The organism is Rhodococcus sp. RCBS9, assembly GCF_029457415.1.
GTDB classification, from domain to species: Bacteria; Actinomycetota; Actinomycetes; order Mycobacteriales; family Mycobacteriaceae; genus Rhodococcus_F; species Rhodococcus_F qingshengii.
In genome coordinates this window covers 4,939,620-4,960,826 of record NZ_CP120422.1, presented here as the reverse complement: position 1 = coordinate 4,960,826, position 21,207 = coordinate 4,939,620, and the positions used below count along the sequence as shown (strand labels likewise).

Annotated in this window: 24 protein-coding genes; 11 read left to right on the top strand and 13 right to left on the bottom strand. The window is 63.7% G+C overall.

Features of this window, described 5'->3' with window-relative positions; all coding sequences use genetic code 11:
* Positions 1-56: 56 nt before the first annotated feature.
* A complete protein-coding gene (locus P0M12_RS23265; protein WP_003942309.1) occupies positions 57-728 on the top strand; it encodes a TetR/AcrR family transcriptional regulator in 672 nt (223 codons plus the stop codon).
* Between the two features lie 69 nt (positions 729-797).
* On the opposite strand, the gene P0M12_RS23260 is transcribed toward P0M12_RS23265, so the two are convergent.
* Both P0M12_RS23260 and P0M12_RS23255 read right to left on the bottom strand, forming a co-directional pair.
* Positions 798-1,028, bottom strand: a complete 231-nt coding sequence (locus tag P0M12_RS23260; RefSeq protein WP_003942312.1) for a DUF3107 domain-containing protein — start codon at positions 1,026-1,028, stop codon at positions 798-800.
* 107 nt (positions 1,029-1,135) lie between these two features.
* On the bottom strand, positions 1,136-1,831 hold the full coding sequence (locus P0M12_RS23255) for a ferritin-like fold-containing protein (protein WP_029255047.1): 696 nt from the start codon (positions 1,829-1,831) through the stop codon (positions 1,136-1,138).
* Between the two features lie 377 nt (positions 1,832-2,208).
* On the opposite strand from P0M12_RS23255, the gene P0M12_RS23250 reads away from it, so the two are divergent.
* On the top strand, positions 2,209-3,813 hold the full coding sequence (locus P0M12_RS23250) for a DEAD/DEAH box helicase (RefSeq protein WP_030534998.1): 1,605 nt from the start codon (positions 2,209-2,211) through the stop codon (positions 3,811-3,813).
* A 9-nt stretch (positions 3,814-3,822) separates the two neighbouring features.
* Positions 3,823-5,025, top strand: coding sequence for a PQQ-binding-like beta-propeller repeat protein (locus tag P0M12_RS23245; protein ID WP_030534999.1), 1,203 nt, complete (start codon positions 3,823-3,825; stop codon positions 5,023-5,025).
* 13 nt (positions 5,026-5,038) lie between these two features.
* Here P0M12_RS23245 and P0M12_RS23240 read toward each other — a convergent pair whose 3' ends face one another.
* On the bottom strand, positions 5,039-5,836 hold the full coding sequence (locus P0M12_RS23240; protein ID WP_030535000.1) for an AAA family ATPase: 798 nt from the start codon (positions 5,834-5,836) through the stop codon (positions 5,039-5,041).
* A 71-nt stretch (positions 5,837-5,907) separates the two neighbouring features.
* On the opposite strand from P0M12_RS23240, the gene P0M12_RS23235 reads away from it, so the two are divergent.
* Together P0M12_RS23235 and P0M12_RS23230 are read left to right on the top strand one after the other, a co-directional pair.
* Positions 5,908-6,531 (top strand): acid phosphatase, encoded by a 624-nt coding sequence (locus tag P0M12_RS23235; protein WP_080552758.1) that lies wholly within the window; start codon positions 5,908-5,910, stop codon positions 6,529-6,531.
* 17 nt (positions 6,532-6,548) lie between these two features.
* Positions 6,549-7,028 carry a GNAT family N-acetyltransferase gene (locus tag P0M12_RS23230; protein WP_003940724.1) on the top strand — a complete coding sequence of 160 codons (480 nt, stop codon included), beginning with the start codon at positions 6,549-6,551 and terminating at the stop codon, positions 7,026-7,028.
* 26 nt (positions 7,029-7,054) lie between these two features.
* On the opposite strand, the gene P0M12_RS23225 is transcribed toward P0M12_RS23230, so the two are convergent.
* A complete protein-coding gene (locus tag P0M12_RS23225; RefSeq protein ID WP_007731217.1) occupies positions 7,055-7,525 on the bottom strand; it encodes a hypothetical protein in 471 nt (156 codons plus the stop codon).
* A gap of 41 nt (positions 7,526-7,566) precedes the next feature.
* Here P0M12_RS23225 and P0M12_RS23220 point away from each other — a divergent pair, with 41 nt between their 5' ends.
* Together P0M12_RS23220 and P0M12_RS23215 are read left to right on the top strand one after the other, a co-directional pair.
* On the top strand, positions 7,567-8,523 hold the full coding sequence (locus tag P0M12_RS23220; protein WP_064074944.1) for a diacylglycerol kinase family protein: 957 nt from the start codon (positions 7,567-7,569) through the stop codon (positions 8,521-8,523).
* Between the two features lie 255 nt (positions 8,524-8,778).
* A complete protein-coding gene (locus tag P0M12_RS23215) occupies positions 8,779-9,033 on the top strand; it encodes a WhiB family transcriptional regulator (protein WP_003940950.1) in 255 nt (84 codons plus the stop codon).
* 119 nt (positions 9,034-9,152) lie between these two features.
* Here P0M12_RS23215 and P0M12_RS23210 read toward each other — a convergent pair whose 3' ends face one another.
* The 4 genes from P0M12_RS23210 to P0M12_RS23195 form a co-directional block, all read right to left on the bottom strand.
* Positions 9,153-10,655, bottom strand: coding sequence for a histidine kinase N-terminal domain-containing protein (locus tag P0M12_RS23210; protein ID WP_003940890.1), 1,503 nt, complete (start codon positions 10,653-10,655; stop codon positions 9,153-9,155).
* An 8-nt stretch (positions 10,656-10,663) separates the two neighbouring features.
* Entirely contained in the window at positions 10,664-10,879 is a 216-nt protein-coding gene (locus P0M12_RS23205; protein WP_007731208.1) for a biotin/lipoyl-binding carrier protein, read from the bottom strand.
* A gap of 313 nt (positions 10,880-11,192) precedes the next feature.
* Entirely contained in the window at positions 11,193-11,474 is a 282-nt protein-coding gene (gene rsrA / locus P0M12_RS23200; protein WP_003940722.1) for a mycothiol system anti-sigma-R factor, read from the bottom strand.
* Positions 11,471-12,118 (bottom strand): sigma-70 family RNA polymerase sigma factor, encoded by a 648-nt coding sequence (locus P0M12_RS23195; protein WP_085989606.1) that lies wholly within the window; start codon positions 12,116-12,118, stop codon positions 11,471-11,473. The genes rsrA and P0M12_RS23195 overlap by 4 nt, the downstream gene beginning before the upstream one ends.
* Positions 12,119-12,376: 258 nt before the next feature.
* On the opposite strand from P0M12_RS23195, the gene ybaK reads away from it, so the two are divergent.
* The gene (ybaK, locus tag P0M12_RS23190) at positions 12,377-12,871 is read left to right on the top strand and encodes a Cys-tRNA(Pro) deacylase (RefSeq protein WP_058039127.1); all 495 of its coding nucleotides are present in this window, start codon (positions 12,377-12,379) and stop codon (positions 12,869-12,871) included.
* Positions 12,872-12,895: 24 nt separating this feature from the next.
* Complete coding sequence (locus P0M12_RS23185) at positions 12,896-13,609, top strand: SIMPL domain-containing protein (RefSeq protein WP_030535006.1); 714 nt, start codon at positions 12,896-12,898, stop codon at positions 13,607-13,609.
* 3 nt (positions 13,610-13,612) lie between these two features.
* Here the strand turns inward: P0M12_RS23185 and P0M12_RS23180 are convergent, their stop codons facing one another.
* A complete protein-coding gene (locus tag P0M12_RS23180) occupies positions 13,613-14,365 on the bottom strand; it encodes an SOS response-associated peptidase (protein WP_277376883.1) in 753 nt (250 codons plus the stop codon).
* Positions 14,366-14,414: 49 nt separating this feature from the next.
* On the opposite strand from P0M12_RS23180, the gene aroA reads away from it, so the two are divergent.
* Both aroA and rsgA read left to right on the top strand, forming a co-directional pair.
* A complete protein-coding gene (aroA, locus tag P0M12_RS23175) occupies positions 14,415-15,728 on the top strand; it encodes a 3-phosphoshikimate 1-carboxyvinyltransferase (protein WP_209908159.1) in 1,314 nt (437 codons plus the stop codon).
* Positions 15,677-16,714 (top strand): ribosome small subunit-dependent GTPase A, encoded by a 1,038-nt coding sequence (gene rsgA / locus P0M12_RS23170; protein WP_007731200.1) that lies wholly within the window; start codon positions 15,677-15,679, stop codon positions 16,712-16,714. Before aroA ends, rsgA begins: the two co-directional genes overlap by 52 nt.
* 98 nt (positions 16,715-16,812) lie before the next feature.
* On the opposite strand, the gene P0M12_RS23165 is transcribed toward rsgA, so the two are convergent.
* The 4 genes from P0M12_RS23165 to P0M12_RS23150 form a co-directional block, all read right to left on the bottom strand.
* Positions 16,813-18,054, bottom strand: coding sequence for a fatty acid desaturase (locus tag P0M12_RS23165; protein ID WP_003940700.1), 1,242 nt, complete (start codon positions 18,052-18,054; stop codon positions 16,813-16,815).
* A gap of 138 nt (positions 18,055-18,192) precedes the next feature.
* Positions 18,193-19,455 carry an acyl-CoA desaturase gene (locus P0M12_RS23160; protein ID WP_003940901.1) on the bottom strand — a complete coding sequence of 421 codons (1,263 nt, stop codon included), beginning with the start codon at positions 19,453-19,455 and terminating at the stop codon, positions 18,193-18,195.
* Positions 19,456-19,479: 24 nt separating this feature from the next.
* Positions 19,480-20,598 carry a ferredoxin reductase gene (locus tag P0M12_RS23155; RefSeq protein WP_003940928.1) on the bottom strand — a complete coding sequence of 373 codons (1,119 nt, stop codon included), beginning with the start codon at positions 20,596-20,598 and terminating at the stop codon, positions 19,480-19,482.
* A gap of 92 nt (positions 20,599-20,690) precedes the next feature.
* Complete coding sequence (locus tag P0M12_RS23150; RefSeq protein WP_277376882.1) at positions 20,691-21,191, bottom strand: hypothetical protein; 501 nt, start codon at positions 21,189-21,191, stop codon at positions 20,691-20,693.
* Between the last annotated feature and the right edge of the window lie 16 nt (positions 21,192-21,207).

The following is a 21,207-nucleotide window of genomic DNA, read 5'->3' as shown; positions in this document are numbered from 1 at the left end:
CGCGACTCGCGGATCCGCGCGCCGACCGAATTACTTTTGCTCAGATTGGAAGCGACATGACAGAACTCGCGGATCGGACTGACTCCGATCGCGGTACAACGGCTGGCAAGCCTGCCGGAACACGTCGCAGCACCCGCCTCCCCCGCGATGCGCGCCGCCTCCAGCTCCTCGCAGCTGCAAGTGAGGTATTCGTTGCGAACGGGTACCACTCGGCCGGCATGGACGAGATCGCCGAATGTGCCGGTGTCAGCAAGCCAGTTCTGTACCAACATTTCCCAGGCAAACTCGAACTGTACGTCGCTGTCCTGCAGAGTTACGTCGACAGCCTCATCTCGGGTGTACGCCAGGCCCTGCGATCGACGACGGACAACAAACAGCGTGTCCGCGCCGCGGTCCAGGCGTTCTTCGACTTCGTCGACAACGACTCCCAGGGCTTCCGCCTGGTGTTCGAGTCCGACATCATGGGCGAACCTCAGGTCCAGACACGCGTCGAACAAGCCACCGAAGCCTGCGTCGACGCCGTGTTCGACCTGGTGAGTCAGGATTCCGGACTCGATCCGTACCGCGCGCGCATCCTTGCGGTCGGTCTTGTCGGTGCCAGCCAGTTCACTGCGCGGTACTGGCTCGAGGCCGCGCGGCCGATCCCGAAGGAAGAAGCCGTGGAAATCACCGTGACCCTCGCGTGGGGCGGTCTCTCACACGTGCCGCTGCAAGCCGAAACGAAGTAACCGGAACCCGAACGAGAATGGGCGGGCAGTCTCACGACTGCCCGCCCATTCTGCTGTTACAGCTACGCGTCAGACGGTAGGCGCGAATCCGACCTTGCGGATATCGGACGGACCGATCTCCACGTACGCCACACGAGAAGCCTGCACCAGGAACTTGCGGCCCTTGTCGTCGACGAGAGCCAGAACCGGCTCGCGGCCACCGAGGACAGCCGCGACCAGTGTCTCGACCTCGTCAGGGGTCTGTTCGCTGTTGACGATGAGCTCACGCGGGCTGTCGATTACACCGATCTTGACCTCCACGGTCAACCTCCGAACTGTTCGTGAATTACATCCGTTGTCGACGCAAGGCTAATGCAGCAACGACCGCCCACGCTCCTCTGCACGCTGTGCCCAGAGCGAACAGGCACCTAGACGAGTCCGAGAATCGCCATCCGCTCGGCATGCTTTGCCTGCATGCCGTCGAACAACGCGACAACTCCGTTGAGGTCGCCGGAGGCGGAGATCACCAGATCGGTGAGATCTTCACGCTGCGCCAGCACGAACTGTGCCTGCGTGATTGCTTCGCCCAGAAGACGGCGTCCCCACAGCATCAACCGGTCCTTTGCGCGAGTACTGGCCTCCACTGCTGCCTTCACCTCGAGCACCACGAACTCCGAGTGGCCCGTCTGGGACAGCACGTCCTCGACGATTTCCGCGACATCCGCCGGGAGGGAGTGCCCGATCTCGCGATAGAAGTCGGCAGCGATTCCGTCGCCGACGTACGCCTTCACGAGCGATTCCAGCCACGTCGACGGTGTCGTCGACGCGTGGTAGTTGTCGAGAGCTCGAACGAACGGGTCCATGACGGCGAAGATCTCGTGGCCACGTTCCGTCAACGCCGTTTCCAGAGTCTCGAAGTGGTCCATCTCGGCGGCGGCCATGCTGGCGAACGCCACCTTGCCTCGCAGGTCCGGTGCCATTTGTGCGTCCTCCGCCAAGCGGTAGAACGCCGAAATCTCGCCATACGCGAGAACGGCAAACAAATCGATCACGCCAGGGTGATCGGAAGCGACTCGGCCTCCGGTTCCAGCGTCCGTCGAAGCATCAAGATCGTGTGCGCCCATGACTACGAACTGTAGTGCTTCGACGGCCGACGCGACCGGCAAGGACCGCATGTCCGATTCGGTGATCTTCGACATGTCATCGCGAGGGACGGACAACGTGCAGCTACAATGGTCTTGGGAGTTCGCCAGTTCCCCCGGGCCATTTGGTTAGCCGGGACGGCTGTATTCACACGAACCCCACCGATAATGTGCGCGCACCTGCATCGACGGTTGTCGCCCGCTTCGCCGAGATCTCCGGACGGTTCGAATTCGTCCGAGTGGAATTCAGTGCTGAGGCGTAGGCATGACCGAAGAAAAAGAGGGCATCGACATCGGCCGACTTACGGCCTGGCCCCTTACCTTGTGCGTGCGTACCGCCACGAGGAAAGGCTAGTCCCCTGAGCAAGATCACTGTCGACCACGAAGACGAAGCAACCGAGAACACCGTTTCCGTCCAGCTCGACGACACCCATGTACCCCCGAGCTTCGCCGAACTCGGTGTCCGCGACGAAATCGTCCGCGCACTGAACGAGATCGGCATCGAGCGCACCTTCGCCATCCAGGAACTCACCCTTCCGTTGGCTCTCGCCGGTGACGACCTCATCGGTCAGGCCCGCACCGGAATGGGCAAGACCTTCGGTTTCGGCGTCCCGCTCCTGCATCGCATCGTCACCGCCGAGAACGGCACAGCTGTTCTCGACGGCACGCCCCGCGCTCTGATCATCGTTCCCACCCGCGAGCTGTGCATCCAGGTCGCCCGCGACCTCGAGAACGCCAGCAAGTACCTCCGGGTCGGCGACCGCGGTCTCCAGGTTCTGCCCATCTACGGCGGCCGTCCGTACGAGGCGCAGATCTCGGCACTCCAGAAGGGCGTCGACGTTGTCGTCGGCACCCCGGGTCGCCTGCTCGACCTCGCCAACCAGTCGCACCTGATCCTGGGCAAGGTGGGCGTTCTCGTCCTCGACGAGGCCGACGAAATGCTCGACCTGGGATTCCTCCCCGACATCGAACGCCTCATGGGCATGGTCCCCGACAAGCGTCAGACGATGCTCTTCTCCGCGACGATGCCCGGCCCGATCATCACCCTGGCTCGCACCTTCCTGACGCAGCCGACGCACATCCGCGCCGAAGAGGCCGAATCCTCCGCGGTGCACGATCGCACCAGCCAGCACATCTACCGTGCACACGCGCTCGACAAGGCCGAGATGGTCGCCCGCGTCCTGCAGGCCGAAGGCCGCGGCGCGACGATGATCTTCACCCGCACCAAGCGCACAGCCCAGAAGGTGGCCGACGATCTCGCGGAACGCGGCTTCTCCGTCGGTGCCGTCCACGGTGACCTCGGCCAGATCGCCCGTGAAAAGGCGCTGAAGGGCTTCCGTAACGGCAAGGTCGACGTTCTGGTCGCCACCGACGTCGCTGCCCGCGGTATCGACATCGACGACGTCACCCACGTCATCAACTACCAGTGCCCCGAGGACGAGAAGACCTACGTCCACCGCATCGGTCGTACCGGCCGCGCCGGACGCACCGGCATCGCCGTCACGCTGGTCGACTGGGACGACATCCCTCGCTGGCAGCTCATCGACAAGGCACTGAGCCTCGGAATCCCCGACCCGGTCGAGACCTACTCCAGCTCGCCGCACCTCTACGAAGAGTTGTCCATTCCGGCCGATGCCAAGGGCACTGTTCGCAAGGCCAAGGCCGCCCCGGAGAAGGCAGCAACGGACAAAGCAGCAACGGACAAAGCAGACGCGCCGAAGTCGACCGACTCGGACGGCAACGAAGAGAAGGCCGCTCCCCGCCGCAACCGGACCCGTCGCCGCACCCGCGCCGGCGCTTCGACCGACGCCGCGACGTCCACCACCGCCGGCGCCACCACAGCTCCCCCTTCGGCACCCGCGGCAACCGCTGCCGAGAACTCGGACGAAGACGGAGCGGCCAAGCCGCGTCGCCGTCGGCGTCGTCGCCCCGCGGCTTCCGCGACAGCAGGCGCCGCAGAGTAAGCTGCCGATGTGCTGGCTCCCGAAAGGCGTACTCGCTCAGATGTCATCGGTGCGCTGGCAATCGCGCTGGCCGTAATCGTGGCGGTGACCGTTGTGTGGTTGCGCAGTGATGCGCGCGGAACCACCTCGGTCACCGCCGAATCTCCACTCCCACCTCTGTCGACGTCGGTGTTGTTACCCGACATCCTGAAGCAGACGTGGGAATCTCCCAGTGCCGACTCGACGGCACCGATCACCGTCGGAAATGCCGTCGTCACCGCCGACGGCTCCGAGGTGATCGGCCGCGATCCGGCAACGGGCGAAGAAGTATGGCGATACGCGCGCAACATTCCGCTGTGCGGCGCGATCGGTTCGTGGGATCGCGTCGTCAGCGTCTATCAGGACGATCGCGGTTGCTCTCAGGTCACGTCGCTGGTCGCCGACACCGGCGCCCGAAAGGACCAGCGCAACAGCGACGCCGATTCTGCGGTCAGCCTTTCAGCGGACGGCACCTACCTGATTTCGCGCGGCAGTGAGCGAATGGAGCTGTGGCGCTCGGACCTCGTCCGAACCCTCGAGTACGGCCGGGTCGACGCGAAGGTCAACCCCAACAAGCAACCCCGCACCGGATGCACGCTGCTCGACGCTGCGTCGAGCGCCAACCGAGTCTCGGTACTCGAGCGCTGCCCCGGTGAAGCCTCCAACAGGTTGACGGTGATGAATCCCGCACCCAAGGACGCCCAGGAACCCGAAGAGTACGGATCCGCGATTCTCCTCGACTCCGAGGGCGCCCGCCTGCTTGCCGTGGCCGGCGAAAAGACGGCCGTCTACCTCCCTGCCGCCAACGGAACCGTTTCTCGCATCACCATTTTCGACGGATCCGGCAATCCGATCGTCGACTATCCGATCGAGGGAACGGTGACCGAAGGCGCCCGCACCCACGCCGACAAGGCTTCGATCACGTGGTGGACCGGCTCGCAGACCGTCAACCTGCGCCTGAGCGATCTGGCTCCGACGTGGATCGTCAACGGAACGTCCGGACCCGGAAGCATGGTTGCCGGTCAGATGCTCATCCCCGTTCCGGGCGGCATTGCAGCCGTCAGTCCGTCGGACGGAGCGGTGCAGCGCATGATCGCAGTCGACCGCGGTGAGACGGCGACACCGATCGTGCTCGCCAGTGCGGGCGAGACGATTCTGGAACAGCGCGGCGATACCTTGTTCGCGCTGCGCTAGAAGCTCACCTTCCTCAGATCGCCAGCTCCGGCGCGAAAGTCACGACTTCGTTTCCAGCCCAATGCTTTACGAGATTGTCCGCGAGTTCACGATAGGCATCCGCACCCTTGTTCTTTCGTCCGGCGAGGACCGTCGCGCCCGACGCGGACGCCTCGGCGAACTTGACGGTGCGTGGGATCGGAGGCGCCAGAACGGCCAGGGAGTAGCGGTCGCTGACGTCGGCGAGCACGTCGCGACTGTGCGTGGTTCGAGCGTCGTACAGAGTCGGAAGTGCGCCGAGCAGAACAAGATCCGGGTTGGTGATGGCTTGGACTTCACGAACCGTACGCAGCAGCTGTCCGACGCCGCGGTGTGCGAGGGTTTCGCATTGCAGTGGAACCAGAACCGACTGCGCCGCAGTCAATCCGTTGAGTGTGAGCACACCCAACGACGGTGGGCAGTCGATGATGATGACGTCGTAAGAGCCCAGGAGCGGAGACAGCGCCCGCTTGAGCGCGAACTCTCGACCGGGTCGCATCAGGAGCAGCGCTTCGGCGCCCGCGAGATCGATCGTGGCCGGCAGGAGATCCATACCGTCGTCCGTCTTCAGCACGGCGTCGACCGCGTCGAGATCACCCGCCAGGACCTCGTTGACCGAACGCTCGAGGCGATCCGGGTTGTGTCCGAGCGAGAACGTCAGGCAGCCCTGCGGGTCGAGATCCACCACCAAGACTCGTTGTCCGAGCGCGGACAAAGCCGCACCGAGAGAAGCGACGGTAGTGGTTTTAGCCACGCCGCCCTTTTGATTCGCCACTGCGAGAACCGTCGTCACACGTAGATCCTTGCGCACTTCGCGCCAGGAGGCGAGCTACACACGCGAGGCAGCCTGCAATGATGGTCGACATGACCTCCCAGTCCGCCCCCTCGTCGATCCCCCTCGGTGCTCGCGTCGTACTCATGCGCCACGGTGAAACCGAGTGGGCACGCACCGGGAAACACACGGGCCGGACCGAGGTTCCGCTGACTCCGCTCGGCGAGATGCAGGCAACCGCGACCGGAAATCGCTTGCGAACCCTCGACCTCCGGAACCCCATGATTCTGACGAGTCCGCGGCTGCGCGCACAGTTGACGGGTGATCTCGCCGGCCTGCCGGAAGAGCGAACCTGGGATGCACTGTCCGAATGGGACTACGGCGATTACGAAGGCCTCACGACGCCCGAGATCCGCGCAACGGTGCCCGATTGGACCGTCTGGACGCACCCGTGCCCCGGCGGCGAGCAGGCCGATCAGATCCACGCCCGGACCGACATGGTGCTGTCGATGGTGCGTTCGCAACTACCCGAACGCGACGTGATCCTGATCGGGCACGGCCACTTCTCACGCGCACTCATCGCCCGCTGGCTCGAGCTCCCGGTGACGGAAGGAAAGCGTTTCGCCTTGTCCCCCGGCGCTTACTCGGTTCTCGGTTACGAGCACGGCGCCACCCACCTCGTCCATCACAACGTGCCGCCGCTCGTCGAGGCTTGAGGCCTAAGATTCTCCCTATGATCCGACGCGCCACGCCCGCAGACGTCCAGCCGATCACCGACATGATCTACGAGTTGGCCGACTACCAGAAGGCCCTCGACGAGTGCACCGTGAAGGCGGAACAGATCGGCGAGGCGTTGTTCGGGCCGGCCGCGACGGCCTTCGCGCACGTCGCTGTGAATTCGGCCGACGACGTCGTCGGCATGGCGTTGTGGTTTCGCAATTTCTCGACGTGGGACGGCGCTCACGGCATCTACCTCGAAGACCTGTACGTCAAGCCCAGTCAGCGCGGATCAGGCCACGGGAAGGCTCTTCTAGCCGCGCTCGCCAAGGAGTGCACCGACAACGACTACACCCGGCTGTCCTGGTCGGTGCTCAACTGGAACACCCCCTCGATCAAGTTCTACGAGTCACTCGGTGCCGACGCGAAGACGGAGTGGACCACGTATCGCCTGACCGGCACCCACCTCGGAGCTCTCGCCGCCGAAGCTGAGTAGGACCGAAGCAGGGTAGGCGTTCCGTCCTACTTGTCCCGCGGCTCGTCGGTCTCGTCCGGGCGTCCTTCTTCCGGCGACACCTCGTCTGCGTACGCTCCGTACTCCGCTGCCATCCATCGAGACGTCGGAGCCGAGAACAGGCAGCCCAGAGCGCCGAGAACGACGACACCCAGAACGATGCCGAGCGGCACCTGATGCGAATCGGTCAGGAGCGACCAGGCGACCGGCAGGAGCAGCAGCTGAGCGACGACGGCGATTGCCCGGCCCCACCGGCGGCCCGTCAGCAAAGCGATACCGGCAGCCAACACCGCGCCGCCGAGGATCGCGACCCACGCGGCAAATCCGTATCCGTTGGTGACGCTCTGATCGTGGCCGGTTGCACCGCGAATCACTGCGACGATCGCGAACCCGGCGGCAACCAGCCCTTGCAGCGTCACGAGGGCACCTGCCCATGTGACTGTCTTGGGCAGGGCGTTCGGACTGGCGGTATTCGGCACGAGGCCAGCCTAGAACACGACACCGGATAGGCTCATGCCCCGTGCGCGCACTGCTGATCGTCAACCCCAATGCCACCTCCACCACCGCTGCCGGTCGTGACCTGTTGGCACACGCCCTCGAGAGTCGGGTGCGACTTACTGTGGCGCACACCACACATCGGGGTCATGCCGCCGAACTGGCGCGCGAAGCCCACGAAGACGGCTTCGGCTCGGTGATCGTCCACGGCGGCGACGGAACGGTCAACGAAGTGGTCAACGGACTGCTCGGGTCACCGCATCCCGCGTCGATGAAATCGGTTCCGGTCGGTCCGATCCCGACGATCGCTGTCGTCCCGGGAGGCTCGGCAAACGTTTTCGCGCGCTCACTCGGTATTGCCGCCGACCCGATCGACGCCACGAACCAACTCGTCGACCTCCTCTCCGAACGGACCAGGCGCCGAATCGGGCTCGCACACTGCGACAACCGTTGGTTCACGTTCAACGCCGGAATGGGCCTCGACGCCGATGTGTGCGAGGCCGTCGACGCCAGCCGTAAGAACGGTGACGCCGCCACACCCGCCCGGTATGTCCGAACCGCGATCGCGGCGTTCTTCCGTGCCAAGCGAGCCGAACCAGCGCTGACCGTCCACCTTCCCGATCAGGATCCCGTCTCCGGAGTCCACTACGCATTCGTCTCGAACTCGAGCCCGTGGACATATCTGGAAGAGCGTCCCGTCCACACCAATCCGGGAACGACCTTCGACAGTGGACTCGGCATCTTCGCCATGACGAGCACCAAAGTTCTGCCGTCCCTGCGGGTTGTGCGGCAACTACTCGCACGCGGCGCGGAGCCGAAATCGAAGGTCCTCTTACGCACCGACGACGTCCCGACAATCACCATCGAATCGTCGCGACCGATCGGACTCCAGATGGACGGCGACTACATCGGACTTCGTGAAAAGGTCGAATTCACCTCGGTCCCGGATGCACTGGAAGTGTTCGCACCGATTGCGACGTGAGTCAGGCAACACGTTTGACCTGCAAAAACTCTGGTGCCAAAAGGTCGAAATCGGGTAAAATGCCGGTGACGCCCAGGTGGCCGTCAGGTGTGTCACAAATTAGTGAGTTGGCCCACGAACCCGTTCAAACCTATTGACATACCGCGAGTTCGTGAAAGCATTCACAAGTAACAGTGCGGAAACATTGATGACGCACACACAAACTCATTGGTACCAAATGGTGTGAATACACACCCAATTAAGGAGCGAAAAAAGATGGACTGGCGCCACAACGCAATCTGTCGCGACGAGGATCCCGAACTGTTCTTCCCTGTGGGAAACAGTGGACCGGCCCTCGCTCAGATCGCTGATGCCAAGGTTGTCTGCAACCGCTGCCCCGTCACCGCCGAGTGCCTGTCGTGGGCTCTCGAGTCCGGCCAGGATGCAGGCGTCTGGGGCGGAATGAGCGAAGACGAGCGTCGCGCACTCAAGCGTCGTAACGCACGTACCCGTGCACGCACTTCCGTCTAGGTAGAACCGAGACGTTCGACTCGCGGCGGAGAACAGCCCCTCTGCACAGTCGAAGACGACAGCCCGGCACCACATGGTGCCGGGCTTTTTGTCTGCTCGAATCGCTAACGCGGCTCGAATCAGTAACGCGCAGAACGTCTACCGAGCGGCACACGCAGAACCGCGTCGGTACCGCCTCCGCTTCCCGGGTGCAGTCCGAGCGAGCCACCGAGCTCGGCTCCCAGCAGAGTCCGCACGATCTGGAGTCCGAGGCGATCGGATTTCTCGAGGTCGAAGTTCTCCGGCAGGCCGCGCCCGTTGTCGTGGATGATCACGTCCAACCAGCGTGCAGAACGCTCGGCACTGAGTGTGACCGTGCCGGTCACGCCCGGATCGAAAGCGTGCTCGATCGCGTTCTGCACCAACTCCGTCAGCACCATGACCAGCGGGGTGGCGCGCTCGGCGGAGAACACTCCGAAACTGCCCTCACGCCGAATCGTCACCGGCACACCTACTCCCGCGACATCGGAGAGCATGGGAACCAACCGGTCGATCACCTCGTCGAGATCCACCTCTTCGTCCACCGACATCGACAAGGTGTCGTGAACGAGGGCGATGGACGTCACGCGTCTCACCGACTCTGTCAACGCTTGTCGCGCTTCGTCGTTGCCGGTTCGCCTGGCCTGTAGACGCAGAAGCGCCGCGACGGTTTGCAGATTGTTCTTCACTCGATGGTGAATCTCGCGGATGGTTGCGTCCTTGCTCAGCAGAGCGCGATCACGACGCTTGACCTCGGTGACGTCGCGGACGACGACCGCAGCACCGACATGCCGGCCGCCAGGCTTGAGAACCAGGGCCCGCAGCAGAACGGTCGCCCCGCGCGCCTCGATCTCCATACGGCGACCGGGCTTGTCCGCCAACGTATCTCGGATGTATCCCGCAGCTTCCTGAGACTCGAACGGGTCGGTGACCAACGAACGGGTCAGCGCTGCGAGGTCTTGACCCACCAGATCCGAACTCAGACCCATCCGGTGATAGGCCGAGAGCGCGTTCGGGCTGGCATAGACGACTGTGCCTTCGGTATCGAGACGGATGAAGCCGTCGCCCGCACGTGGGCTCGAGTTCGTGTCGGAGCGCGATTCTCGGATCGGGAAGGTTCCGTCGCTGATCATCTGACACAGGTCTTCGGCGCAATCGAGATACGCGAGTTCGAGCGGACTCTGCGCTCGCTGGTGCGACAGGTTGGTGTCGCGGCTCAGAACAGCGATGACTCGCCCGTCCAGACGCACCGGAACGGCTTCCCGACGCGGCGGCATTCCTTCACGCCACGTCTCGTCTTCCCCGCGCACGACGCGGCCCTCCACGAGAGCGCGAAGAACCTGCGGGTGCTCGGACTCGGAAACGACCGTTCCGACCGCATCCTCCGGAAAAGCCGTCGATGCCGTTGTCGGCCGGCAATGCGCGACGCAGATGACCGTCCCCTCGGATCGGTTCTTCTCCGATTCGGTGCCCACCCACAAGAGAACGTCGGCAAAGGAGAGGTCGGCGAGCAGTTGCCACTCCCCCACGACGCGCTGGAGATGGTCGACCGCCGCACCGGGAAGGTCGGTGTGTTCGGCGAGGAGGTCGCTGAGAGTGGACATCGTCCGGCTTAGGAGATCACGGCGATCAGATCGCCTTGCTGAATCACGTCGCCGACCTTGACGCCCACCGTCGTCACCGTTCCCGGAACCTCGGCCAGGACGGGAATCTCCATCTTCATGGATTCGAGGATGACCAGGGTGTCGCCGTCCGCAACGACGTCTCCCTCGCTCACGACGACCTGGTAGACCGTCGAAACCATCTCGGCGCGCACGTCTTCTGCCATCGTGAACCTCACTTCTGTCGGAACTGCACTCTGACCACGAAAATACGTCGACGGATCACTCGATCGACCTGCCAATGGAACCACACCGGCATCGGCGTGAAACAATGACGCGAAAGAAACAGAAGGGAGACCAATCATGGGTAAGCGTGGTCGTAAGAAGCGCAGCCGTAAGGGCAACGCCGCTAACCATGGCAAGCGTCCAAACGCCTGACATGTAGCGCAACAAAACGTCCGAGGGGCGGGGAAGCATTGCTTCCCCGCCCCTCGGCGTTACTGCCTTCCGACTGCTGCCGCTCAGATCTTCGCTGACGGGCTAGCTGTCGGTTTCGGTAGTCGTTATGACGATGGTCCGACGCAACTCGACGGTGAGCCTCTGACGCAGGCTTTCCGGCGCATGGTCTCCGCCGCACTTACGGTTGATCAGGCTCTTGACCTTCTCTTCGATCCCGTAGGCCTCGAGGCACGATCCACAATCGTCGATATGACGCTGCAGGCGAGCACGACTCGAATCGTCGCATTCACCGTCGAGCATCAACCAGACGTCGGCGATGACTGCCGAGCAGTCGAGCCTTTCGAATTCGTCCTGCTCACTCATCGTGTGACACCTTCCGTCTCGGTGGCTGCGACTGTGGCTGTGTCGACCGCGCCGTCCCGATTGAATCCCCGGTCTTTTGCGACATCGGCCAAAAGACCACGCAATTGCTTGCGACCACGGTGCAGTCGCGACATCACCGTTCCGATGGGTGTGCCCATGATCTCCGCGATCTCCTTGTACGGGAATCCTTCGACATCGGCGTAGTACACGGCCATACGGAATTCCTCGGGAAGCGACTGCAGCGCCGCCTTGATGTCGTCGTCAGGCAACGCGTCGAGCGCCTCCACCTCGGCCGATCGCAGCCCCGTCGAAGTGTGCTCGGCGGTGGCGGCCAACTGCCAGTCGGTGATCTCGTCCGTCGGATACTGCGCGGGTTGGCGCTGCTTCTTGCGGTACGAGTTGATGTAGGTGTTCGTGAGAATCCGGTACAGCCAGGCTTTCAGGTTGGTACCGGCACGGAACGAACGGAAAGCGGTGTACGCCTTGACGTACGTCTCCTGCACGAGATCCTCGGCATCAGCCGGATTCCGCGTCATGCGCAGGGCAGCGCCGTACAACTGGTCGAGCAGCGGGAGCGCGTCGCGCTCGAACCGGGCAATCAACTCATCCGCAGTTTCGGGCGTTTCGGACACTGCGCCGTCGATAGGTTCAGCTACCCCTGACGGTTCGTCCTTGGGCCGGTCGTGTTCCAGCACTCTGATCCCTTCACTAGCCGTAGGGATCAAGGTTACCGCCAACTGAAGATCCGACCCACGGGCCGGTGGTGGCTCACACACAGCCAGCACGGTCGCTCCTTCGCTTCTCGGGACAAGTTTCATCAACTGGTACCAACACGGGAGTCAGCGACTCTGTTCCCGGCCTGGTCGGATGCACCTGTCGGCGATCCACATAGGGTGTTCCTCATGGCCGGAACAGCGACCCCTGCGACCGTACTTCTCGACAAGTCGAAGACACCGCACCGCGTCCACAGCTACGACCACGATCCTCGCGCCGAATCTTTCGGCGACGAGGCGGTCACTGCACTGGCAGAGTCGACAGGTGTCGTGGCTGCCCAGATCTTCAAGACCTTGGTCGTCAAACTCGACACCGGCAAGCTCGCCGTCGCGGTTCTGCCGGTCCCGGACAAGCTCTCCCTCAAGGCTGCAGCCGCTGCCCTCGGTGCGAGCAAAGCCGTCATGGCCGATCGCGCCGAAGCCGAGCGCTCGAGCGGCTACGTCTTCGGCGGTATCTCACCGCTCGGCCAGCGCAAGAAACTGCCGACCGTGATCGATGCGTCGGCGCTCGACTGGGACCGCGTTCTCTGCAGCGCCGGCCGACGCGGCCTCGAAATCGAGCTGGCTCCGACGGACCTCGCGCAGCTCAGTGGCGCGGTCACGGCGCAAATCACGGCGGGCTGAGTATCCGGTCGCTACGGTCTCACCATGCGACCACACCTGAAGACTCTTGCACTGACCGCTGCGACGGCAGCTCTCACCGTCTCGCTGACGGCCTGCGGGAGTTCGGACAATGCCGCCAAGGAAGTCACGGTAGTCGGATCAGGGCAGGTCCGCGGGGCGCCGGACATCCTCAATGCCGACATCGGCATCGAGGTGGTTGCCCCGGATGTATCGGGAGCGGTCTCGGAGGCGAATGACAAGGCCCGTCAGATGATCGACGCGATAGTCGCCGCCGGGGTTGCCCCCGAGGACGTGCAGACAAGCGATCTGTCCGTCCAGCCGCAGTACGACGCCAGCGGCGGACCGTTCGTCGGCGGCAACGTGACCGGCTACCGGGCGACCAACTCGGTACGAATCGTCGTCCGCGATCTCGACAAGGCCTCTTCTGTCCTGGACGCCGGCATCGCGGCGGGCGGAAACGCGGCACGGCTCGGTAACGTCGCCTTCGCCATCGACGACGACTCTCAGCTTCTGGCCGACGCTCGCACCCGTGCCTTCGAGGACGCGAAGAACCGTGCCGAGCAGTACGCGGATCTGTCCGGGACGTCGCTCGAAAACGTCGTGACCATCACCGAGGCACACGACACGAGTGGCGGTCAGACCATGCGCGCTCCCGACGCCTCGATGTCCGACATGGTTCTCGCCCCGGGAACCCAGCAGGTCTCGTTCGAAGTGACCGTCACCTGGGCTCTCGGCTGACTGCTAGAGCAGGCTGATCTGCTCGCCGGCACGGTCGACGTCCGGCTCAATCAACTCGTGCCCGTTGTTCTTGACACTGTTGACCAGCGGCCGGACTCGATCGACGTCGATCCGCTCGAAGAGGTCCGGTACCGCTTCGAGCAGAGCCGAATCGACGGTGTTGTCGGGATCGAGCCACGCCTCCCAGCGGTCACGAGGCAGGGCGAGGGGCATGCGGTCGTGAACCTGCTCGAGGTGACCGAGAGAGTCGACCGTGACGATCGAGCAGCTCAGAACGGGGCTCGCGTTCTCGACACTCGGGTCCCGCCAGGCAGACCACACGCCCGCCATGAACAGCCGTGATCCGTCGTCGGGGTGCATGTAGTAAGGAATCTTCGCTGCCTTCTTCCCGCCGGTGGCCTCGGTCTGCCACTCGTACCACCCGTCCATGGGGACCAGGCAACGCTTGAACTTGAAGGCGGTCCGAAACGCCGGCTTCTCCGCCAGCGAGTCGGCGCGGGCGTTGAACAGGACCGGGCCTTTGCCCAGTTCCTTGGTCCACGACGGCACCAATCCCCACCGCATCCGCCGAATCCTCTTGCTCGGATCGCTGTCGGGGTTCTCCCGATCGTGGCGTTCGACGACGGTCAACACCTCGGTCGTGGGGGCCACGTTGTAATCGGCTTCGACGGGCGCCGAGTGGTCGGTCTCGTCGAGCGCGTCGAGTTCCACCGCCAGGGTGGCCGGGTCCGCTGTGGTCGCATACCTTCCGCACATGACACCCAGGGTGGCACGGTTTCGACCATTCCCCCACCGATGAGAGAAGATGGACCATGTGAGTCTGAGTCTGTGGAGCGCCCCGAGGGCCCAAGCACCCGTCGATGCAGTGGTGACGCTGCCCGGATCCAAGTCCATCACCAATCGAGCTCTGATTCTGGCCGCACTTGCGGATGGCCCGTCCACGATCACCGGTGCACTCCGCAGCCGTGACGCCGACCTGATGATCGCAGCTCTGCGTGACCTCGGCATCGGCGTCGAGGAAGCCGGTGATGCGACCACGCTTCGCATCACCCCTGGACCCCTGCGCGGCGGCGAGGTCGACTGCGGCCTGGCCGGCACCGTCATGCGCTTCCTGCCGCCACTCGCCGCGATGGCCGACGGCATGGTCCACTTCGACGGCGACGAGCAAGCACGCACACGACCGCTCGGCACCATCTTGGAAGCACTGCGCAGTCTCGGCGCTCGGATCGAGGGTGACGCACTCCCGTTCACCGTCACCGGAACCGGATCCCTACGCGGCGGGACGGTCACCATCGACGCATCCGGTTCGTCGCAGTTCGTCTCCGGTCTCCTGCTCTCGGCTGCTGCGTTCGAAGAGGGTGTCACCGTTCACCACGACGGCAAGCCCGTCCCGTCCATGCCACACATCGACATGACCGTCGAGATGCTCCGCGAGGCCGGAGTTTCCGTGACGACGCCAGCCACGGGCGGTGACGCGGACACCTGGCGTGTGGCACCGGGGCCGGTGCGCGCCGTGGACTGGGCGATCGAACCCGATCTCTCCAACGCCACACCGTTCCTGGCCGCTGCCGCAGTGACCGGCGGAACCGTCAGCGTCCCGATGTGGCCGTCGTCGACGACGCAACCCGGCGACGCGATCCGCGGGATCCTCGCCTCGATGGGGGCCGACGTCACTCTCGCCGATGGTGTCCTGACCGTCCGCGGCCCGGAGAAACTGCGCGGCATCGACATCGACCTCCACGACGTGGGAGAGCTGACCCCCACCGTGGCGGCCCTGGCGGCCCTCGCCGAGGGCACCTCGCATCTACGAGGAATCGCGCACCTGCGCGGGCACGAGACAGACCGTCTCGCCGCCCTCGCCGACGAGATCAACAAACTCGGCGGCTCCGTCACCGAAACCGATGACGGCCTGACGATCGTTCCCGCGGAACTCCATGGCGGACAATGGCTCTCGTATGCCGACCACCGCATGGCAACAGCCGGCGCCATCATCGGCCTGGTCGTCGACGGCGTCGACGTCGACGATGTCGGAACCACCGCCAAGACACTGCCCGGCTTCGAGAACATGTGGATCGACATGCTCGAGAGTTCGCCGGCGACACCGAAGGCAAGCTTCTGAGTCCGCGGCAGTACGACGAGTCCGACGTCCGGGTACGCCCGGGGCGCGGATCCCGCCCCCGTACGAAGACTCGGCCCGAACATCTCTCGGCCGAATCGGGGATGGTGGTGTCGAAGGATCGTGGCCGTTGGGGTTGCGTCCTCGGCGGCGATCCCGACCGGCTGATCGTCACGATGCGCGCCCGCGAACTTGGCCGAACCCCCATCGTCGTCGGCGATCAGGTGGACATAGTCGGCGATCTGTCGGGCAAAACCGACACCCTGGCGCGCATCGTCCGGGTCTCCGAGCGTTCGACGGTTCTGCGACGGACCGCCGACGACACCGATCCCTTCGAACGTATCGTCGTCGCGAACGCGGAGCAGCTTCTCATCGTCGTGGCACTCGCCGATCCCCCACCGCGCACCGGCTTCGTCGAGCGCGCACTGGTCGCCGCCTACGTGGGTGGCCTGACGCCGATCGTCTGCCTGACCAAGAGCGACCTCGAACCGCCGGAGGAATTCGCGAGCACGTTCGCCGACCTCGACATCCAAGTGGTCGTCGCCGGTCGCGACGATCCCCTGGACGAACTGACGCAGATCCTCGAGCACAAGTTGACCGCCCTGATCGGACATTCCGGCGTCGGAAAGTCGACACTGGTCAATCGCCTTGTCCCCGATGCCAATCGAGCGGTCGGCATCGTATCCGGCGTCGGCAAGGGCCGGCACACGTCGACGCAATCGGTGGCACTACCGCTCGCCGGTGGCGGCTGGGTGATCGACACCCCGGGCATCCGTTCGTTCGGTCTGGCGCACATCTCGCCCGAGAACGTGGTGGCGGCGTTCTCGGATCTCGCTGCGGCGATCGAGGATTGCCCGCGCGGATGCACGCACCTCGGACCGCCGGCAGATCCCGAATGCAAGCTCGACCTGCTGGAGGGCAAATCAGCTCGACGCGTCGTCGCTGTGCGACAACTGCTGGAAGCGATCAAGTCCAACGATCAGTACTGAGCGCCCCCGAGCGACGTTCCGGGCGAGAACAGCAAAGCGGCCCGACACCATCGAATGGTGTCGGGCCGCTTGCTGTCTACGGTCAGCGCAGTCGACGATCAGCGCAGGCCGAGGAGGCTGCGCAGCTTTCCGCTCTTGCGCTTACGTGCGATGGCGCTCTTGAGGCCACTGCGACGCCCGGTCACGGGATCGACAGTCGAGGTCAGTTCGCCGTCGAACATCCGCTCCGACGCCGTCTCGGGCGCATTGTCGACGGTGTCCTTGAGGTACTTGTTGGGCAGCGACAGCTTGGCGATGGTTCGCCAGGACTTGGCGTACTGCACGGCAAGCGGGCCCGTCGTGTACGGCAAGTCGTACTTGTCCGCGAGCTGACGCACCGTGACCGCGATGTCCTTGTAGCGGTTGCTGGGCAGATCGGGGAACAGGTGGTGCTCGATCTGGTAGCTCAGGTTGCCCGTCATGAAGTCCATGAGCGCGCTGCCCTCGATGTTGGCGCTGCCGAGCATCTGACGCAGGTACCACTGAGCCTGCGTTTCCTTGTCGATGTCTTCCTTGGTGAACTTCTCGGCACCGTCCGGGAAGTGGCCGCAGAAGATGACCGCGTTGGTCCACACGTTCCGCAGAGTGTTGGCGGTGAAGTTGGCCGACAATGTGCTCTTCCACGCCGGGCCGGTGATGGCCGGGTAGATGACGTAGTCGCGCAGGACCTGCTTGCCGATCTTCTCGCCGACCTCACGCAGCTTGCGCTGCGTCTCTTCCTTGTCGGCGCGGCCCTTGGCCACCTTGCCGAGCTCGAGGTGCTGAGCGGCGATGCCGTACTCGAAGAACAGCGCGAGCAGCGTGTTGTAGACCAGGTTGCCGGCGTTGAAGGGCTTCCAGCGCTGATCGCGGGTGACGCGGAGGAGTCCGTATCCGACGTCGTCGTCCATTCCGAGGACGTTGGTGTACTTGTGATGCAGGTAGTTGTGGGTCTGCTTCCAGTGCGCAGACGGGCCGGTGACGTCCCACTCCCACGAGGTGGAGTGGATCTCCGGGTCGTTCATCCAGTCCCACTGCCCGTGCATCACGTTGTGCCCGAGTTCCATGTTCTCGATGATCTTCGAGAGCGTCAGCAGGCCAACTCCGGCGAGCCACGCCGGACGACGACGGCTGGCGAAAAGCACTGCGCGGCCGCCGATTTCGAGCGAACGCTGCAGACGAATGACGTTGCGCACGTATCGCGCATCCTTCTCGCCGCGCGACTCCTCGATGTCGCGACGAATCGCGTCGAGTTCGCGGCCGAGCGCTTCGATGTCGGCGTCCGTGAGATGTGCGTATTCCTTGACATCTGCAATCGCCATGGAAAGCCTCCTAGCAGTGAGTTAGGCGCAAAGTAGTAAGTGCAGAACGATCATCGATTCGAATCGTTCAGATCAACTGCACCTACTGTAGCGTAACTTACGGCACCGTAGGTTAGGTTTTTCCCGATGTAACCTATATCACTTCCGGCGCTTCGGCATGCGGGAACGGGCCTGCGACTTGAGTGCGGTCAACAAACCGAGACGCTTACCGGTGATCGGATCGGTACGAAGGTCCTCGACCATCGCCATGGCTGCGTCCCGGAATCCCGAGTCGCGGAACCGCAGTTCCGAAGACGTTTCCGGAGCATTGTCCGAGGTTGCGGTCAGCCACTTGTCCGGCAAAGCCAACTTGTGGATGGTGCGCAGAGCCAGAAGATACTGCTTGAAGAGCGAACCGGTGGTGTACGGGAGATCGAACTTCTCGCACAATGCACGCATCTTCACAGCGATTTCGGGATAGCGGTTGCTCGGCAGATCGGGAAACACGTGGTGCTCGATCTGGTAGCTCAGATTGCCGCTCATGAGTCCCATGAGCTTGCCGGAATTGAAGTTCGCACTACCGAGCATCTGGCGCAGGTACCACTCGTGACGAGTCTCCTGCTCGAATTCGGCAACCGTGAACTTCTCGGCACCGTCCGGGAAGTGGCCACAGAAGATGACGACGTACGCCCACAGGTTGCGCACGAGGTTCGCGGTCGCATTGGCCGACATGGTCGACTTCCACGCCGGCCCCGTCAGCGCCGGGAACAAGATGAAGTCCTTGCCCACCTGACGAAAGATCTTGCGCGCGAAGTCTTTGTTCGCCTGCGAGTTCAGCTGCCCCTTTTCCGCGCCCTCCAACTCGGCTGCCGCCGTGAGGTCGTGCAGCGCGATGCCCCACTCGAACGTGGCCGCCAAGATCACGTTGGCGATCGGCTGGAAGAGGTTGATCGGCTTCCACGGCTCGTCACGAGTCATACGCAGAATCCCGAAACCGAGATCCTCGTCCATACCGACGACGTTGGTGTACGTGTGGTGCTGGTAGTTGTGGGCGCGCTTCCAATGCTCGGAAGGACCGGTCTGATCCCACTCCCACGAGACGGAGTGAATCTCGGGATCGTTCATCCAGTCCCATTGCCCGTGCATGACGTTATGCCCGAGCTCCATGTTCTCGATGATCTTCGACAGGCTCAGCAGGGTCGTGCCGACCAACCATGCCGGTCGGTACCGACTGCCGAACAATGCGATACGCCCGCCGAGCTCCAACGCCCGCTGGACGCGAATGACGCGACGAATGTAGCGGGCGTCCCGGATCCCACGAGAGTCTTCGATGTCGAGTCGAATCTGATCGAGTTCACGTCCGAGAGCTTCGACATCGGCCTCGGTGAGGTGCGAAAACTCTTTGATATCGGTGATGGCCACCGTGGTCCTCCGTGTGCCTAGAAGCTATGCGTCCAGCGTACAGTCGCCGGCGGCGGCGGAGATGCACGTCTGGATGCGCTCGCCCTCCGCGTGCTGTTTTCCCGAGCGTAGGTCGATCGCGTGGCCGGCGACGAGAGGTACGACACACGTCTGGCAGATGCCCATGCGGCAACCGAACGGCATCAAGGCACCGGACTGCTCGCCTGCCTCCAGAAGCGTCGTCGCACCGTCGACGGTGATCGTCTTACCCGACTTCTCGAACGTGACCGTGCCACCGTCGGCCGAAGCATCGATGCGCGATACGGCGAACCGCTCCATGTGGAGTCGATCCTCGATGCCTTCCGCCTTCCAGACGTCTTCGAGCTCGTCGAGCAGCGGGAGGGGTCCGCACGCCCAGGTGTGGCGCTCGCGCCAGTCGGGGCAGACCGTGTCGAGAGAACTGAGTTTGAACTTTCCGTCACGTCGCGTGAGTTGCACGTGGCTCACGAAGTCCTCGTGCTCGGCGTGCAGTGCTGTGAGTTCGTCGGCGAACATCACGTCGGATTCCGTCGGAGCCGAGTGGATGTGCATGACGTCGGGCAATTGACCGCGCCGGTTCATCGTCCGCAACATGCCCATGACCGGAGTGATGCCACTGCCGGCGGTGATGAACAGGATCTTCTCCGGCGGCGGATCCGGCAACGCGAAGTTGCCCGAAGGCGTGGCCAGTCGAACGATGGTTCCCGACGGCACGGCCCCGCTGACGAGGTGGCTCGAGAGAAAGCCCTCGGGCATGGCCTTGACCGCGATGGAAATGCGCTTGTTCTCCCAGTTGGGAGGCGAGGTAAGTGAGTACGACCGCCAATGCCAACGGCCGTCGATATGCAGACCGATGCCGATGTACTGCCCCGGCTGGTAGTTGAAGTCGAATCCCCAACCCGGCTTGATGACGATGGTCGCCGAGTCCGTGGTCTCGGGCCGGACTTCGACGATCTGGCCGCGCAGCTCGCGGGCAGACCACAACGGATTCGCGAGGTGCAGATAGTCGTCGGGAAGCAATGGTGTGGTCAGCCGAGCCGCCGCACCGCGAAGCAGATTGAGCTTCGACCGCGCTGCCGGAACTACCGACGCTGCCGGTGCCTCGATCCAGTCCTTCAGACCCATCAGACCTCCACCTCTCACCTTCCGAACCCACTGCCTACGGTACCGTAGGTTATCAGGTTACGGTACCGTAGGTTACTTCACGGTAAGCACATTCACAGCAGGTCGAGCATGAACGGCAACTCCTGCGCGGCGTACCACGCCAACTCGTGGTCCTCCGCGTCACCGAGCGTGAACTCGGCATCGGCGTCACCGAGATCCGCCGCGTCGACTATGCCAGCAGCGCGCTCGATGTCCGATTCTGCCTGTTCAAGGTCGACATGCACAGATGCAACCTGAGCCATCGTCACAGGACCCGCCAATCGGACTACCGAATCGTCGAGATCGGGCCGTAACTTCACATCGGCATCGTCGACGTCGGCGGCAACGACAGCACGCCGGAAGGTGACGTCACCCTCGGTTCCGGCGATCAGTCGCAGCGACGCACGCGCAGCCTCACCCATGGCGACCTCGGCCAACTCGTCGTCGTCCCCCGCCGCGTACGACTCACGCAGAGTCGGGGTGACCGCAAAAGCCGTCCGGCTCATCGGGTCGAACTCCTGATCTGCGACCAACTGCTGCAAAATCTCGACCGTCGCCGGTACGTACACCCTCATGAGACCACCTTCATGC

Excerpts from the sequence above, each read along its gene's own strand:
- P0M12_RS23265 (WP_003942309.1), top strand. The coding sequence starts at position 57 with ATGACAGAACTCGCGGATCGGACTGACTCCGATCGCGGTACAACGGCT.
- P0M12_RS23255 (WP_029255047.1), bottom strand. The coding sequence starts at position 1,831 with ATGGGCGCACACGATCTTGATGCTTCGACGGACGCTGGAACCGGAGGC.
- P0M12_RS23235 (WP_080552758.1), top strand. The coding sequence starts at position 5,908 with ATGACCTCCCAGTCCGCCCCCTCGTCGATCCCCCTCGGTGCTCGCGTC.
- P0M12_RS23230 (WP_003940724.1), top strand. The coding sequence starts at position 6,549 with ATGATCCGACGCGCCACGCCCGCAGACGTCCAGCCGATCACCGACATG.
- P0M12_RS23215 (WP_003940950.1), top strand. The coding sequence starts at position 8,779 with ATGGACTGGCGCCACAACGCAATCTGTCGCGACGAGGATCCCGAACTG.
- P0M12_RS23210 (WP_003940890.1), bottom strand. The coding sequence starts at position 10,655 with ATGTCCACTCTCAGCGACCTCCTCGCCGAACACACCGACCTTCCCGGT.
- P0M12_RS23205 (WP_007731208.1), bottom strand. The coding sequence starts at position 10,879 with ATGGCAGAAGACGTGCGCGCCGAGATGGTTTCGACGGTCTACCAGGTC.
- rsrA (WP_003940722.1), bottom strand. The coding sequence starts at position 11,474 with ATGAGTGAGCAGGACGAATTCGAAAGGCTCGACTGCTCGGCAGTCATC.
- ybaK (WP_058039127.1), top strand. The coding sequence starts at position 12,377 with ATGGCCGGAACAGCGACCCCTGCGACCGTACTTCTCGACAAGTCGAAG.
- P0M12_RS23185 (WP_030535006.1), top strand. The coding sequence starts at position 12,896 with ATGCGACCACACCTGAAGACTCTTGCACTGACCGCTGCGACGGCAGCT.
- P0M12_RS23180 (WP_277376883.1), bottom strand. The coding sequence starts at position 14,365 with ATGTGCGGAAGGTATGCGACCACAGCGGACCCGGCCACCCTGGCGGTG.
- aroA (WP_209908159.1), top strand. The coding sequence starts at position 14,415 with ATGGACCATGTGAGTCTGAGTCTGTGGAGCGCCCCGAGGGCCCAAGCA.
- P0M12_RS23165 (WP_003940700.1), bottom strand. The coding sequence starts at position 18,054 with ATGGCGATTGCAGATGTCAAGGAATACGCACATCTCACGGACGCCGAC.
- P0M12_RS23155 (WP_003940928.1), bottom strand. The coding sequence starts at position 20,598 with ATGGGTCTGAAGGACTGGATCGAGGCACCGGCAGCGTCGGTAGTTCCG.
- P0M12_RS23150 (WP_277376882.1), bottom strand. The coding sequence starts at position 21,191 with ATGAGGGTGTACGTACCGGCGACGGTCGAGATTTTGCAGCAGTTGGTC.